This is a genomic window from Subtercola boreus, from assembly GCF_006716115.1.
GTDB classification, from domain to species: Bacteria; Actinomycetota; Actinomycetes; order Actinomycetales; family Microbacteriaceae; genus Subtercola; species Subtercola boreus.
Window position 1 is genome coordinate 694815 of sequence record NZ_VFOO01000001.1, and the last position, 14469, is coordinate 709283.

The 14469-nt window shown below is 69.3% G+C and carries 14 protein-coding genes; 11 read left to right on the plus strand and 3 right to left on the minus strand.

Annotation, left to right across the window (positions count from 1 at the left end):
- The first annotated feature begins 71 nt into the window (after nucleotides 1-71).
- The 3 genes from efeU to efeB are packed head-to-tail and all read left to right on the plus strand — an operon-like array spanning nucleotide 72 to nucleotide 4539.
- A complete protein-coding gene (gene efeU / locus FB464_RS20400; protein WP_281279730.1) occupies nucleotides 72-1886 on the plus strand; it encodes an iron uptake transporter permease EfeU in 1815 nt (604 codons plus the stop codon).
- A 19-nt stretch (nucleotides 1887-1905) separates the two neighbouring features.
- Complete coding sequence (gene efeO / locus FB464_RS03320) at nucleotides 1906-3123, plus strand: iron uptake system protein EfeO (RefSeq protein ID WP_116415125.1); 1218 nt, start codon at nucleotides 1906-1908, stop codon at nucleotides 3121-3123.
- Complete coding sequence (gene efeB, locus FB464_RS03325; protein ID WP_246092903.1) at nucleotides 3124-4539, plus strand: iron uptake transporter deferrochelatase/peroxidase subunit; 1416 nt, start codon at nucleotides 3124-3126, stop codon at nucleotides 4537-4539.
- 285 nt (nucleotides 4540-4824) lie between these two features.
- Here efeB and FB464_RS03330 read toward each other — a convergent pair whose 3' ends face one another.
- Nucleotides 4825-5742: an EfeM/EfeO family lipoprotein gene (locus FB464_RS03330; protein WP_170151924.1), complete on the minus strand. Its 918-nt coding sequence runs from the start codon at nucleotides 5740-5742 to the stop codon at nucleotides 4825-4827.
- Nucleotides 5743-5860: 118 nt separating this feature from the next.
- On the opposite strand from FB464_RS03330, the gene FB464_RS03335 reads away from it, so the two are divergent.
- From FB464_RS03335 to FB464_RS03350, 4 genes are all read left to right on the plus strand, one after another.
- Complete coding sequence (locus FB464_RS03335; protein ID WP_116415123.1) at nucleotides 5861-6394, plus strand: hypothetical protein; 534 nt, start codon at nucleotides 5861-5863, stop codon at nucleotides 6392-6394.
- A 36-nt stretch (nucleotides 6395-6430) separates the two neighbouring features.
- Nucleotides 6431-6757 (plus strand): ferredoxin, encoded by a 327-nt coding sequence (fdxA, locus tag FB464_RS03340; RefSeq protein WP_116415121.1) that lies wholly within the window; start codon nucleotides 6431-6433, stop codon nucleotides 6755-6757.
- 3 nt (nucleotides 6758-6760) lie between these two features.
- Nucleotides 6761-7894: a succinyldiaminopimelate transaminase gene (gene dapC / locus FB464_RS03345; protein WP_116415120.1), complete on the plus strand. Its 1134-nt coding sequence runs from the start codon at nucleotides 6761-6763 to the stop codon at nucleotides 7892-7894.
- Between the two features lie 121 nt (nucleotides 7895-8015).
- A complete protein-coding gene (locus FB464_RS03350; protein ID WP_246093158.1) occupies nucleotides 8016-9278 on the plus strand; it encodes a citrate synthase in 1263 nt (420 codons plus the stop codon).
- 16 nt (nucleotides 9279-9294) lie between these two features.
- Here FB464_RS03350 and dapD read toward each other — a convergent pair whose 3' ends face one another.
- The gene (dapD, locus tag FB464_RS03355) at nucleotides 9295-10263 is read right to left on the minus strand and encodes a 2,3,4,5-tetrahydropyridine-2,6-dicarboxylate N-succinyltransferase (RefSeq protein WP_116415117.1); all 969 of its coding nucleotides are present in this window, start codon (nucleotides 10261-10263) and stop codon (nucleotides 9295-9297) included.
- Nucleotides 10264-10336: 73 nt separating this feature from the next.
- Between dapD and dapE the strand changes: the two genes are divergently transcribed.
- The 3 genes from dapE to FB464_RS03370 all read left to right on the plus strand — a co-directional run bounded on the left by dapE (nucleotide 10337) and on the right by FB464_RS03370 (nucleotide 13024).
- Complete coding sequence (gene dapE / locus FB464_RS03360; protein ID WP_116415115.1) at nucleotides 10337-11434, plus strand: succinyl-diaminopimelate desuccinylase; 1098 nt, start codon at nucleotides 10337-10339, stop codon at nucleotides 11432-11434.
- 13 nt (nucleotides 11435-11447) lie between these two features.
- Nucleotides 11448-12734, plus strand: a complete 1287-nt coding sequence (locus FB464_RS03365) for a glycosyltransferase family protein (RefSeq protein ID WP_246092904.1) — start codon at nucleotides 11448-11450, stop codon at nucleotides 12732-12734.
- Between the two features lie 116 nt (nucleotides 12735-12850).
- Nucleotides 12851-13024 carry a DUF3117 domain-containing protein gene (locus tag FB464_RS03370; protein ID WP_104244821.1) on the plus strand — a complete coding sequence of 58 codons (174 nt, stop codon included), beginning with the start codon at nucleotides 12851-12853 and terminating at the stop codon, nucleotides 13022-13024.
- Nucleotides 13025-13116: 92 nt separating this feature from the next.
- Here the strand turns inward: FB464_RS03370 and FB464_RS03375 are convergent, their stop codons facing one another.
- Nucleotides 13117-13746, minus strand: coding sequence for an O-methyltransferase (locus FB464_RS03375; RefSeq protein WP_116415113.1), 630 nt, complete (start codon nucleotides 13744-13746; stop codon nucleotides 13117-13119).
- A 105-nt stretch (nucleotides 13747-13851) separates the two neighbouring features.
- On the opposite strand from FB464_RS03375, the gene FB464_RS20560 reads away from it, so the two are divergent.
- Nucleotides 13852-14460, plus strand: a complete 609-nt coding sequence (locus FB464_RS20560) for a twin-arginine translocase TatA/TatE family subunit (protein WP_425472394.1) — start codon at nucleotides 13852-13854, stop codon at nucleotides 14458-14460.
- Nucleotides 14461-14469: the final 9 nt, after the last annotated feature.

A 14469-nucleotide genomic window follows, 5' to 3' on the forward strand; every position in this document is an offset into this window, starting at 1 on the left:
AACCCCACTCTGTGCGCCCCGTCACGCTGCGCGCCTGTTGCAGGAGCCTGACCCCGTTGCTTGCTACTTTTGTGATCGGCCTCCGTGAGGGTCTCGAAGCCGCTTTGATCGTCGGCATCATCGCCGCATTCCTGAAGCGCAACGGGCACTCGCTGAAGTCGATGTGGGTGGGTGTGATCGCCGCTATCGTGCTGAGCGTCGGGGTCGGCGTGGTGCTCGAGGTCATCTCCGTGGGGCTCCCGCAGGCCCAGCAGGAGGGCATGGAGTCGGTCATCGGTGCCGTCGCCGTCGTGATGGTGACCATCATGATCGTGTGGATGTCGAAGCACGCCCGCTACATGCGCTCCGAACTCGAGGAGGTTGCCGGCGACGCACTGGCCCGCGGCTCTGTGGCGGCCCTGGCCGTGATGGCGTTCCTGGCCGTCCTCCGCGAGGGTTTCGAGACGAGCGTGTTCCTGCTGGCCGCGTTCCAGTCGTCGGTGAGCCCGCTGGTGGCCGGCGCCGGCGCTGTTCTCGGCCTGCTCCTGGCTGTGGTGATCGGCTACCTGATCTACCGCGGCGGCATCCGGCTGAACCTCGGCAAGTTCTTCACCGTCACCGGCGTCTTCCTCGTCTTCGTCGCGGCGGGCCTCGTGATGAGCGCTCTCCGCACGGCGCACGAGGCCGGCTGGATCGTCATCGGCCAGGCGGCGACCCTCGACCTCTCCTGGCTCGCGCCCAACGGTTCCGTGCAGGCCGCCCTGGTCACCGGTGTGCTCGGCATCCCCGCGGATCCGAAGGTCATCGAAGTGCTCGGCTGGCTGCTCTACCTCGTGCCGGTGCTGCTGTTCGTGCTCTGGCCGCACGCGCTCCGGCCGGGCATCCGCGCCTACCGCGTGCAGTTCGGCATCGCCGCTGTCGCAGCGGTCGCGGCCGTCGTGCTGTTCATCGCGGTGCCGGCGTCCGGCGGGGCCGCCCTTCCCTCAGCTCCGCTCGCAATCACCTCGGCCGACGGCCAGCAGGTCGGCACAGCCCAACTCGCGACGACCGCCGACGGGTACGAACTCACCTCGACCGTGCAGGGGGTCGCGGCGTCGATCGCACTCGCAGTAGGTGCCTCCACGCCCGAGACGCGGCTGGGCCAGGATGCCCGCACCTGGGCCGTGACGACGCAGACCGTTCCGACGGGCGTGCCGTCGACCGTCACGCTCGACGAGCTCAGCGCGCTGAACGGCGGCCGCACCCCGGTCGGCGTCAACCGCGCCCAGAACCCGGGGCCGTTCACCGTCGCCTGGCAGGTGACCCTCAACGAGCGCGTCTGGGTCGTCGGCGACACGCTGCTCGACGCCACGAGCGATGCGGTCACGACGCTGAGCCTCTCGGACGGAGGCCTCACGGCGCCGCGCACGGTCACGGTGAGCTCGGCGACAGGGGCCGCCACCGGCAGTGCCGCCACGACCAGCGGGGGTACCGCGGCCCCCGAGTCGATCTCGTGGACCGTGGATGCCCAGCAGGCCGACCTCGTATCCGCAGCGCTCTCAGACCGGGCCGCCGCCGCCGACGAGGCCGCCCTGTTCAAGTTCTACCTGCCGCTCGTGCTCGCCGTGGCAGCGATCGTTTTCGCCCTGTTCGGTGCACGCGGGCTCCGCGCTGTGAAGCGCAGCGGCGCGGCGCCGGGCCAACCCGCGGCCGGCCCCGACCCAGACCACGCCGATGGCACCGGACCTGCGAATGCCGGCACGGCCGGCCCCGCTGCCGGCACCCCCGTTGCCGGCACCCCCGTTGCCGGCACCCCCGTTGCCGGCACCCCTGGCCCCGACCACCCCGTTGCAGACGCAGCCGGCCCGGGCGAGGGTCCGAGCATCCAGAACCCCGGCGAACGCACCACCGTCTCTGCCCACAGCTGACCCGAAGAGGAACACCATCGTGACCCACAGAACCCTGCCCGCCCGCCGCGCCGCGAAGTATGTCGTGCTGACCGGACTGGTCGCCGGGAGCATGCTGCTCGCGGGCTGCGCCGGCACCGCATCGACCGGCACGAGCAGTGACAGCGGCACCAGCGCCGCCGCCGGATCCGCCCCCGTGTCGAATGGTGCGGCCCAGGTGAAAGTCACGCTCAGCGGCAACGACTGCGCGATGGACTTCGCCAGTGCCCCGGCCGGTCCCGTCACGTTCGAGATCACGAACTCCGATGCCGCCGGCCTCAGCGAGGTGGAGCTGATGAACGACAAGCGCATCCTCGGCGAACGGGAGAACATCGTCGCCGGCCTCAAGGCCTCCTCGTTCACGGTGACCCTGACCGGCGGCACGTACCAGCTCAACTGCCCGGGGGCGACCACCGAGAACACCGACTTCACCGTGATCGGTGACGCCACCTCGGCTCCGAGCGACGTGCAGGGCCTGCTCGCCGAGGGCACCGTCGGCTACGGCCAGTACGTCGAGGGCCAGGCCGCCAGCCTGGTCGACGCCGTCGCGACTCTCAACACCGCCATCCAGGCCGGCGATGTGGAGGCGGCCAAGACCGCCTACGCCGCGGCCCGCCCGTTCTACGAGCGCATCGAGCCGGTCGCCGAGAGCTTCGCCGACCTCGACCCGCAGGTCGACGCCCGCGTCGCCGACGTCGAACCCGGCACCGAGTGGACCGGCTTCCACCCGATCGAGAAGGACCTCTTCGAGACCGGCGCGATCACCGACGCGACGAAGGCGCTCGGCACGAAGCTCGTCACCGACATCGGCCAGCTGCAGACCCTCACGACGGGCCTCACATACAAGCCGGAGGAACTCGCCAACGGCGCATCCGGCCTGCTCGAAGAGGTGCAGTCCTCGAAGATCACGGGTGAAGAGGAGGCCTACAGCCACATCGACCTCGTCGACTTCGTCGCCAACGTGGAAGGCTCCGAGCAGGCGTTCGAATACCTGAAGCCGGCACTCACCACGATCGACCCTGACCTGACCTCGTCGATCAGCGCCCAGTTCGCCTCGGTCGATGCCCTGCTCGCAACCTACAAGGACGCATCCGCCCCCGGTGGGTACAAGCTGTACGACGAGGCGCTCCGCACCTCGGACGCCCCGAAATTCACGCAGGCCATCCAGGCCCTGCAGGCGCCTCTCGCCCAGATCAGTGAAAAGGTGGCGACTGCCTAAGTGGCCCGCAGAAAGTCGAAGCACGACGGCTCTTCCGACGGCGACGCCCGGTTCCAGAAACCGGCCGGCGCCGCGGGAGGGCCTTCCGGCGTTGCCGGTGAGGCTCCGGATGACCGGGGCGACGCCCCCGCAGAGGCAGGGGTGAGCGGCCCGAAGCCGGGCTTCTCACGCCGGGCCTTCTTCGGCGGCGCCGTCGCCAGCGCGGCCGCGGGCGCTGCGATCGGTGTGACGGCCACGGGACTCTCCGAGCAGGCGGCGAACGCGCAGGCGGGCGGCCAGGGCTCTGCCGCCGGCACGTCGACGGCAGCCGGGGAGACATACCCCTTCTACGGTGAGCACCAGGCGGGCATCCAGACTCCTCCTCAGGACCACCTCGTCTTCATGGTGTTCGACGTCACGACGACCTCCGCCACCGAGCTGCAAGTGATGCTGGCGAAGTGGTCGGCGGCGATCGCGCAGTACACCCAGGGGCTCGCCGTCGGCACCGTCGAGCCCGAGCGGGAGCTTGCTGTGCCCGGCGACACGGGCGAGGCCGCGGGCATGGGTGCGAACCAGTTGACCGTGACCGTCGGTTTCGCGCCGTCGATGTTCGACGGCCGGTTCGGCTGGGCGAAGTACAAGCCGGCCGTGCTGAACGACCTGCCCGCCTTCGCGAGCGACGCGCTCACGCCCGAGTTCACGGGCGGCGACATCTGCGTGCAGGCCTGCGCGAGCGATCCGCAGGTCGCCTACCACGCGATCCGCAACCTCGCGCGGATGGCCCGCACTACCGCGACCACCCGGTGGACCGTGCAGGGCTTCGGCCGGGCATCCAGAAGCGCCGACCAGGCGACGCCCCGCAACCTGATGGGCTTCAAGGACGGCACGCGCAACATCGTGGGCGACGACGAATTCGCCCAGCAGGTCTGGGTCGGCGCCGACAGCGACCAGCAGTGGATGACCGGCGGCACCTACCTCGTCGCGCGCAAGATCCACATGCTGATCGAGACCTGGGACACCGACTACATCGGCGACCAGCACGCGGTCTTCGGGCGCACCAAGATGGAGGGCGCCCCGCTCAGCGGCGCGGCCGAGTTCGACACCCCCGACTTCGCCGCGACCGGCGCGGACGGGAAGTCGGTCATCCCGGCGAACTCCCATGTCGCCCTGGCGGCGCACGAGAACAACGGCGGCACGAAGATCCTGCGGCGCGGGTACAACTTCACCGACGGCATCGACAGCGTCGGGCGTCTGGATGCCGGACTGATGTTCATCTCGTTCCAGCACGACCCCGCGCAGTTCATCGCGCTGCAGCAGAAGCTCGGCTCGATGGACCGGCTCAACGAGTACATCCGGCACGTCGGATCCGGTGTCTTCGCGGTGCCGCCCGGCCTCGCCGCCGCCGGCGACTACTACGGCAAGGCCCTGTTCGCGTAGCAGCGCGTCGCGCCGCGCCGCGCTGTGGGGTGGCGGCCGTCCAGGCCGTCAGCCGCGCTCGATGCGCCGCGCTGTGGGGTGGCGGCCGTCCAGGCCGTCAGCCGCGCTCGATGCGCCGCGCTGTAGGCGGGCGGCCGTTCAGGCCGCGGGCCGCGCTCGCCTACGGGAATGTTCGCGGGGCTGTGGAAGTTGAGGGCCGCCCGTTGCGCGAAGCGAGGGAGCGAACCCCTGTCCGACGGGCCGCTCGCCGAGAGGCCGATCGAAAGTTCGGCGGGGTGGCGTGGCTCAGCTCGCGAGTGTTCCCGGCACTTGGCCGAGCGACGAGGTGAGGTCGGCCACCGCCGACTGCAGCGTCTGCCTCTGCTCTTCGCTGAGCGTGTCGTAACCGGGGAAGGAGATTCCTGTCCGCAGCCCGTTCAGCTCACCCTCGGCCGCTTCGAACCGGTGGTCGAGCGTGGTGGCGAGGGCTGCGTTCTGCGTGACGAGGATCGGCCGGAGCCCGGAGAACACCTCACGCGCACCGTCGATGTAGGCCTGCAGGTCGGAGAGGTCGGAGTGCGAGTGCGGCTCCGCCAGCCCGGCGGCTGCGGCGGTGGCGCGGCCGTTCATCAGCGCCGCGACGCCCGCCGCCTGTTCCTCGACGCTCGGACGCAGCCCGGCGACAGCGCTCGAGAGTGCCTTCGTGTCGGTCAGCAGTTGGTCTCCGCGGGTCTTCCGCGTGTCGGATGTCGCGGCCGCAGCCGCGCCTTCCGGTGCGGGATCCGAGCCGCCGAACAGGTCAGCCTCCACGGCGTGCCATCCCGGGTACACCCCGGGGCAGTCGCAGGTCGCCAGCTGCGAGTCGAGCGACGCATCGAGCTCGGGGAACGCGGCCGCACCGCCGAGCATCCGGTTGTAGAAGACGCGCGTCGGCGCGTACAGGGAGCGCGCCAGTTCGTCGTCACCGGACTCGTACGCCGCAACGAACTCGGCGGTTCCGGCCTCGAGGGTGAAGGCCTGCCGCCGGAGGTACTCACCGAAGTCGACGCTCGAGAGGCTCAGCTGCCTCGTGATGAAAGCCTGCTGGCTGAGCGGTTTCGCAGCGGCCGCTGCCGCCGCCTCGCCGGGAGAGGAGGCGGTGCATCCCGTCAGCGCGAGAAGGAGAGCGGCACCCGCGGCGAACACAGCGAGCCCGGCCGTCTGGCGGGAGGGAGAGTGAGGCACGAACGGGCTCCGTCGGTGGTGGAGGACAGCGGGGTGGAACGACATCGTTGTCCTCAGGCAAGGTTACAAGTGTTCAGGATGCCCCGGTACATTGGTGCGACAACGAAAGGCGATTGTGATGTCAGACGTGCACGCCCCGGCGGCCCCTGCAGCCCGGGAGCCCGCGGCAGACCAGCCGGCGCCAGACCAGCCGGCGGCAGACCAGCCCGTGGGGGAGTCCGTCGTCGTGCGGATCGCGAGCTGGGTCATCGGCCTGCTGCTCGGTGTCGTCTTCGGCATGCTGGGAACCGTCGTGCACCAGTCCACGATCAGCTTCTTCGGCCTGTTCGACCTGCCGATCGGGCTCATCCTGGCGATCGCGGCTGTCATCTGCCTGCTCGTGGGGCTCCGCCTCATCCTGCCGTCGAGGCTCATCGCGTTCCTCGCCGCTCTGGGGCTGGTGGGCATCGTGGCCGTACTGACGCTGCCGAGCCCCGGCGGGTCGATCCTCGTGCCCGCCGACGAGCACGGCTACGGCTACACGTGGACTTTCGCCCCCACCGTGATCGCCCTCGTGGTGCTGGCCTGGCCGCGGCTGGCGCGGAGGCAGCGGTCCGGGCATCCGGAACCCGTGCCCAGCAGCCAGGCAGTTCCCCCCTCCGACGCCGCATAGACTGGAAGCTGCTCGTTTCGGAAGGATCTCACCACCGTGACCTATGTCATCGCCCTGCCGTGTGTCGACGTCAAAGACCGCGCATGTATCGACGAATGCCCCGTCGACTGCATCTACGAGGGTGAACGTTCGCTCTACATCCACCCCGACGAATGCGTCGACTGCGGTGCCTGCGAACCGGTCTGCCCCGTCGAGGCGATCTACTACGAAGACGACCTGCCCGAAGAATGGGCCGACTACTACAAGGCCAACGTCGAGTTCTTCACCGACATCGGCTCGCCCGGTGGGGCTGCGAAGGTCGGTGTGATCGCGAAGGACCACCCGGTCATCTCGGCGCTCCCGCCGCAAGAGAGCCACGTCTAGAAGGTGGCGCTCGGCTCCCTGCCCGACTACCCGTGGGACGCGATGACCCCGTTCGCCGCGAAGGCGAGAGCCCACCCGCGCGGGATCGTCGACCTGTCGATCGGTTCACCCGTCGATCCGACGCCCGACGTCGTTCGTGCGGCGCTTGCGGCGGCGACGGATGCCCACTCCTATCCGGCGACCGCGGGGAGCCCTGAGCTCCGGCACGCGATCGTGGCGTGGTTCGAGAGGCGCCGCGGCGTCACGGGGCTCACTGACACGCAGGTGCTGCCGACCATCGGCTCGAAGGAGCTCGTGGCCTGGCTGCCGTTCATGCTGGGGCTCGGTGAGGGCGACGTGGTCGTGCATCCCCGGGCCGCCTACCCGACGTACGAGATCGGCGCGACCATCGCGGGGGCCCGCTCGTTCGCCTCCGACGATCCGTCAGAGTGGCCCGCCGCGACGAAGCTCGTCTGGCTCAACTCGCCCGGCAACCCCGACGGCGCGGTTCTGGATGCCGCGCACCTCCGCCTGGCGGTGGAACGCGCCCGCGCGCTCGGAGCCACGATCGCGAACGACGAGTGCTACGCCGAGCTCGGCTGGGACGGGGAGTGGGCGGCATCCCCGGTGCCGAGCATCCTCGACCCGGCTGTCGTGACGGGGGAGGACGGCGTGGTCGACCTGACGGGCGTGCTCGCGGTGTACTCGCTCAGCAAGCAGTCGAACCTCGCCGGCTACCGCGCCGCGTTCGTGGCGGGCGACGAGGTGCTCGTGGAGCGTCTGCTGACGGTGCGGAAGCACGCTGGCATGATCCCGCCGGCACCCGTGCAGACGGCGATGATCGCCGCCCTCGGCGACGACGGGCACGTGGCACACCAGAAGGAGCTCTACCGGGCTCGCCGCGACATCCTGAAGCCCGCGCTCGAGGCAGTGGGCTTCAGGATCGACCGGAGCGAAGCGGGACTCTACCTCTGGGCGACCGAGGAACGGGACGCCTGGCAGAGCATCGAACGGCTCGCCGCTCTCGGCATCCTGGCCGGGCCCGGGCCGTTCTACGGCGACCACTTCCCCCAGCACGTGCGGTTCTCACTCACCGCGACCGACGAACGGATCAGAGAGGCCGCCGAACGGCTGGCTTCGCCCAGTGCTTTAGGCTGAGTGTGCACATCACGAATCTCAAGGAGGCGCCGTGGGCGACACCGACCAGGCTGCAGGCGCTGAGCAGAAGGCTCCCGCGCAGAACGCTCCCGAGCAGGAAACCCCCGCACAGAAGGCGACGCTGACGTTCCCCGGCGGCACGGCGGAGTTCCCGATCCTCACGAGCGCCGATGGTGCGTCATCCGTCGACATCTCGACGTTCACGAAGCAGACCGGGCTCACCACCCTCGACTACGGATTCGTCAACACCTCCGCCACCCGCTCGACCATCACCTACATCGACGGCGACAAGGGCATCCTGCGGTACCGCGGCTATCCGATCGACCAGATCGCCGAGAACTCGACCTACCTCGAGACGGCCTGGCTGCTCATCTACGGCGAGCTGCCGACCGCTTCGCAGCTGGAGAAGTTCGACAGCGAGATCCGTCACCACACGCTGCTGCACGAAGACCTGAAGCGCTTCTTCGACGCGCTGCCGCACAACGCGCACCCGATGTCGGTGCTGTCGGCCGGCATCTCGGCGCTGTCGACCTACTACCAGGACTCGCTCGACCCGCGGAACCCCGAGCACGTCGAGATCTCGACCATCCGCCTGCTGGCGAAACTGCCGGTGATGGCGGCCTACGCGCACAAGAAGAGCCTCGGGCAGGCGTTCCTCTACCCCGACAACAGCCTGAGCTTCATCGACAACTTCCTGCGCCTGAACTTCGGCACGATGGCCGAGCCGTACGTGGCGAACCCGGTGCTGTCGAAGGCGCTCGAGCGCCTGCTGATCCTGCATGAAGACCACGAGCAGAACGCCTCCACGTCGACCGTGCGCCTGGTCGGTTCGACAGAGGCCAACATGTTCGCGTCGATCTCGGCCGGCATCAACGCGCTGTACGGTCCGCTGCACGGCGGGGCGAACGAGGCCGTGCTCACGATGCTGGCGCAGATCCGCGACTCCGGCGAGGGTGTGGAGAAATTCGTCGAGCGGGTCAAGAACAAGGAGGCGGGCATCCGCCTCATGGGCTTCGGCCACCGCGTCTACAAGAACTACGACCCGCGGGCGAAGCTCGTGAAGGAGGCGGCCGACGAGGTGCTGGCCGCCCTCGGCGTGAAAGACGACCTGCTCGACATCGCCAAGGAGCTCGAGGCGATTGCGCTGGCCGACGACTACTTCATCTCCCGGCGCCTGTACCCGAACGTCGACTTCTACACCGGCGTGATCTACAAGGCGATGGGCTTCCCGACGCGCATGTTCACCGTGCTCTTCGCGATCGGGCGCCTGCCCGGCTGGATCGCGCACTGGCGTGAGATGCAGACCGACCCGGCCACGAAGATCGGCCGCCCGCAGCAGCTCTACCTGGGCAGCCCCGAGCGCGCCTGGCCGACCGACCGCTAGCGCACCGCGCGCTAGGTCAGGCGTGCAGGGTCTCGTTGAGGGTCACGCCGGCACCGGTGCGGTTCAGCACCTCGACGGCGCCCGTGAGCGAGTTGCGGCGGAAGAGCAGGTTCGCCCGGCCCGAGAGTTCGACGGCCTTGACGCTCGGCGTCGAGCCGTCGGGGCGGGGTGCGGCACCGACGAGGCGCACCTTCGTTCCGGCCGTCACGTAGAGCCCGGCCTCGACGACCGAGTCGTCGCCGATCGAGATGCCGATACCCGAATTCGCCCCGAGCAGGGCGCGTTCGCCGATCGAGACGCGCTGTGTTCCGCCGCCCGAGAGGGTGCCCATGATGGATGCCCCGCCCCCGACATCCGACCCGTCGCCGACGACGACGCCTTGCGAGATGCGGCCCTCCACCATCGAGGTGCCGAGGGTTCCGGCGTTGAAGTTCACGAAGCCCTCGTGCATCACCGTGGTGCCGGGGGCGAGGTGCGCGCCGAGGCGCACGCGCGAGGCATCCGCGATGCGCACGCGGTCGGGGCTGACGTAGTCGGTGAGGCGCGGGAACTTGTCGATGCTGTGCGCGGCGATGCCGTGCCGCTGGAGCGACGGGCGCAGGCGGTCGAAGTCGGCGGGGAGCACGGGGCCGGCGTTCGTCCAGACCACGATCGGCAGGTGCCCGAAGAGACCGTCGAGGTTGATCGTGTTGGGGGCGACGAGCAGGTGGGACAGCAGATGCAGACGGAGGTACGCGTCGGGCGTCGACGCGGGCGGGTCGGCGAGGGTGATCTTCGTCGTCACGACCTCGACGGCGACGTTCCGGCGGGCATCCGGTGTCGCCTGCTCCGCGAGCCCACGGGGAAAGGATGCCGCCGCATCGGCGTCGCCCACGGTGCCGAGGCGGGGCGACGGGTACCAGGTGTCGAGTACTGTGCCGTCACCTGCGGTTGTGGCGAGGCCGTGGCCCCAGGCCAGCGTCGGCCGTGTGTCGTTCGAAGTCATGGCTCAAGGGTAGCGGCGGTGGGCAGACGCGCACTCACAGCGGATGCGCGGGTGCTCCCATAAACTGGGGGGCATGCCGGAGACCCCCACCACGATCATCCCGCTCGACCTGGCGGCCACCTCCGTCGACATCACCCGCCAGCTCGTCGACATCCACTCGGTCTCGGGTGACGAGGGGCCGCTCGCCGACGCGATCGTGGCCAGTCTCGCGGATGCCCAGCACCTGGAGATCATCCGCGACGGTGACACGGTCGTCGCCCGCACGAACTTCGGGCGGGCCCAGCGCGTCGTCATCGCCGGCCACATCGACGTGGTTCCCGAGAACGACAACGTGCCGAGCCGGTACGAGACGATCGACGGCGACGAGTACCTCTGGGGCCGCGGCACGGTCGACATGAAGGCCGGCGTCGCCGTGCAGCTGAAGCTCGCCGCCGAGCTCACCGACCCCCGCGTCGACATCACGTGGATGTGGTACGACCACGAGGAGGTCTCGGCGGCCCTCAACGGGCTCGGCCGGCTCGCCGCGAACCGGCCCGACCTGTTCGTGGGTGACTTCTCGATCCTCGGGGAACCGTCGAACAGCCAGATCGAGGGTGGCTGCAACGGCAACCTCCGCATCGAGGTGCGGGCCTTCGGCAAGCGTTCCCACTCCGCCCGGGGGTGGGTGGGGTCGAACGCGATCCACAAACTCGCACCGGTGCTCGACACGCTCGCCGCCTACGAAGCGCGCGAGGTGGAGGTCGACGGGCTCGTCTACCGCGAGGGCCTGAACGCCGTGGGCATCAGCGGGGGAGTTGCGGGCAACGTGATCCCGGATGAAGCGATGGTGCACATCAACTACCGGTTCGCCCCGAACCGTTCGGGCGAGGAGGCCATCGCGCACATGCACGATCTCTTCGGCGACTACGAGATCACCGTGGTCGACCTCGCGGAGGGCGCCCGTCCGGGGCTCGACGCCCCGCTGGCGCAGGAGTTCCTGGCGGCCGTCGGCGGCGAGGCGAAGCCCAAGTACGGCTGGACCGACGTCGCCCGGTTCTCGGCCCTCGGCATCCCGTCGGTGAACTTCGGCCCCGGCGACCCGATGAAGGCCCACGCCGACGACGAACGGGTGCTCACCAGCCAGATCACGTCATGCGAGCAGGCCCTGCGGGTCTGGCTCTCGAAGTCGTGATCGACGGGCTCGCATGATCGACCAGACGGGTGTGACCGGGCAGCCCGGCGCGAAGGGCTCGAGCGAAGCGGGCAGAGCGGGCGCCGTCGCCGAGAAGAGCGGACGGGCATCCTCACCGGCCGCCCCGAGGCTCGCCCGGTGGTGGGGCTCCTGGTGGATGACCGTGCTGCTCATCTACGTCGCGGCCCGAGCGGCAACCACCATCATGCTGCTCGTGCTCGCGAGCGTGCAGGGCAAGAACCCCTGGACGGCCGCCCAGCCCTCCTACTGGGACTACGCCTCCATCTGGGACGGCACCTGGTACAAGATCATCGCGTACTGGGGCTATCCGTCCACCTTGCCCATCGGCACCTCGGGGCACGTCGAGCAGAACGCCTGGGCGTTCCTCCCGGGGTACCCGTTCCTGATCCGCGGTCTCACCACGGTCACCGGGGTGCCGTGGGAGTACATGACGGTGTTCGTGTCGCTGGTCTGCGGCGCCGGCGCGGCCCTCGTGTTCTACAAACTGATGCGGCTCACCCTGCCGCAGGGCACGTCGATGTTCGCCGTGCTGCTGTTCTGCATCGCACCCGTGTCTCCGATGTTCCAGGTCGCGTACGCCGAATCGATGTACCTGTTCCTGCTGATGGTGGCCCTCTACCTGCTGGTGCGGCGGAAGTACGTGTGGCTCTTCCCCGTCGTGCTCGTGATGTCGTTCACCCGGCCGAGCGGTCTCGCGTTCGCGCTCGCGCTGGGCTTCCACATCGTGCACCGGTGGTGGATCCGGGAACGGGAGCCGTTCCCTCTCCGGGAGCGCGTGCTCTCGATCGCCGTCACGGTCTTCAGCATCGTGGTCGGCCTGCTCTGGACCGTCATCGCCTGGGCCGCGACCGGCTACTCCCAGGCTTACACCGAGACGGAACTCGCCTGGCGGGCCGCCTACATCGGCTACAGCCACCTGGTGCCCTTCGCCTCCTGGATCCAGGGCGGCAACTGGTGGCTCGGCGTGCCGACCGGCGCGGTGGTGGTCGTACTGCTCGTGCTCGCCTTCGGCCTGTTCATGGCCACCCGCGGGGTGCGACGCATCGCCCTCGACCTGAGGCTGTGGGTGATCGCGTACGCCCTCTACCTGCTCGCCGTCTTCTTCCCGCAGTCGAGCATCTTCCGCCTGCTGATGCCGCTCTTCCCGCTGCTCGGGGTGGTGGCGCTACCGAAATCGCGCATCTACCGCACGATCATCGTGATCGTTTTCCTGGCGGCCCAGTGGGGCTGGCTGCTGATCTGCTGGGGCGTCGACGGATCCGACTGGACCCCGCCGTGACCCGCTTCCGGAGCAGTCGCCGAGCAGCCTCCGGGCAGCCGCTGGGCGGCCGTTGGTTCAAGACACTGCTGTGAATGAACGATAATAGAGATACGACACCACGGAAGGGGAGCCGCATGGCCGCCATGAAACCCAGAACCGGCGACGGACCGATGGAGGCTGTCAAAGAAGGACGCCTCATCATTGTCCGCGTGCCACTCGAAGGAGGCGGCAGGCTTGTGGTCTCCGTCAACGACGCAGAGGCCCGGGAGCTTCACGACGCGCTAGCCGGAGTTGTGGCACCCGCCTGACGCACACCGAACGAAGCCCCCGCTGCTCCTGTCTTCCAGGAGCGACGGGGGCTTTGTTCGTTGGGCCGTTCAGCCTGATCGACGTCGGATGCTCAGCCGAGCACCTTCGTGATCTGGAGCAGTCCGTCGCCGATCGGCGACAGGGCGGTGATGACCGCGCTCGACTGCGAGAGTTCGCTGAGCAGGGACCGGAAGTCGGCGACGGTGTCGTCGCGCTGCACCGGATCCGCCACCCTGTCGCGCCAGAGCGCATGCGGCACAGCTACGGTGCCGCCCACCCGCACGAGACGGAGCCCGTGCTCGACGTACTCGATCACGGATTCCGGGTCGGCGTCGACGAGCACCAGGTCGTAGGAGCCCTCGTTCATGCGCGGCAGCACGTCTTTCGCCCGACCGGTGATGAGCCGGATGCGGTTGGCCGCGACGCCCGAGGCTGTGAACGCTGCGCGGGCGGACTGCTGCCGGTCGACCTCGGTGTCGATCGACGTGAGGGTGGCCGCGGGGGCTCCCGCGAGCATCCAGAGCCCGGAGACGCCGAGGCCGGTGCCGATCTCGACGATAGAGCGGGCGGCAGCCGCACCAGCGAGCACAGCGAGCTGCGCGCCGATGCCGGGGCTCACCGATTCGACGCCGAGTTCACCCGCGTGGGCGCGGGCCTCGACGATCACCGCCGGCTCCGTCACGATGTCTTCGGCGTACTTCCAGTTGGTCTCTTTCGACACAGGTAATGACCTCCGCGTTCAGCTTAGGGGCCGCGCCGCGACCAGCCCTGCTGCCCCACGACGGCATTTCGCGATTCGGAGCATTTCGTCAAGTAGGGTGTACACATGTTCGGGTTGACGTTCGAGAAGCTCATCATCATCGGGGTTGTTGCCGCGTTCGTGATCGGTCCTGAGCGCCTGCCGCACTACGCCTCCGTGCTGGCGAAGTTCGTGCGCCAGCTCCGCGACTTCACCAACGGTGCGAAGAACCGGATGAAGGAGGAGATGGGGCCCGACTTCGACGAGGTCGAGTGGAAGAAGCTCGACCCGCGCCAGTACGATCCCCGCCGGATCATCCGCGACGCTCTGCTCGACGATCCGGCCGAGCCGGCGACGGCGCCCGTCAAACCGTCGGCGCCGATGGCTGCTTCGGTGAAGGCCGCGCAGGCTCCGGGCGGCGCCGCTGCAATGGCCGCGGGTGCCGCCGGTGCTGCGGGCTCGGTGAGCCTCGACAAAGACGCTCCGGTCGACGCCCTCGCCCTGTCGCTCGCCGAAGACGCCGCGTTCGACGACGGACCCGGTGTGTCGCTGTCTGTGCCGGTGAGTGACGTGCCGTCGGGCGACGCGCTCTCCGGCGACGCCAGCCCCGACTACCTCTCGGGCCGCAAGTCGGAGGCGCGTCTCGCCGCTGCCCAGCCGGCCATGGCCGCCCCGTTCGACACCGAGGCGACCTGACCGCAGGCG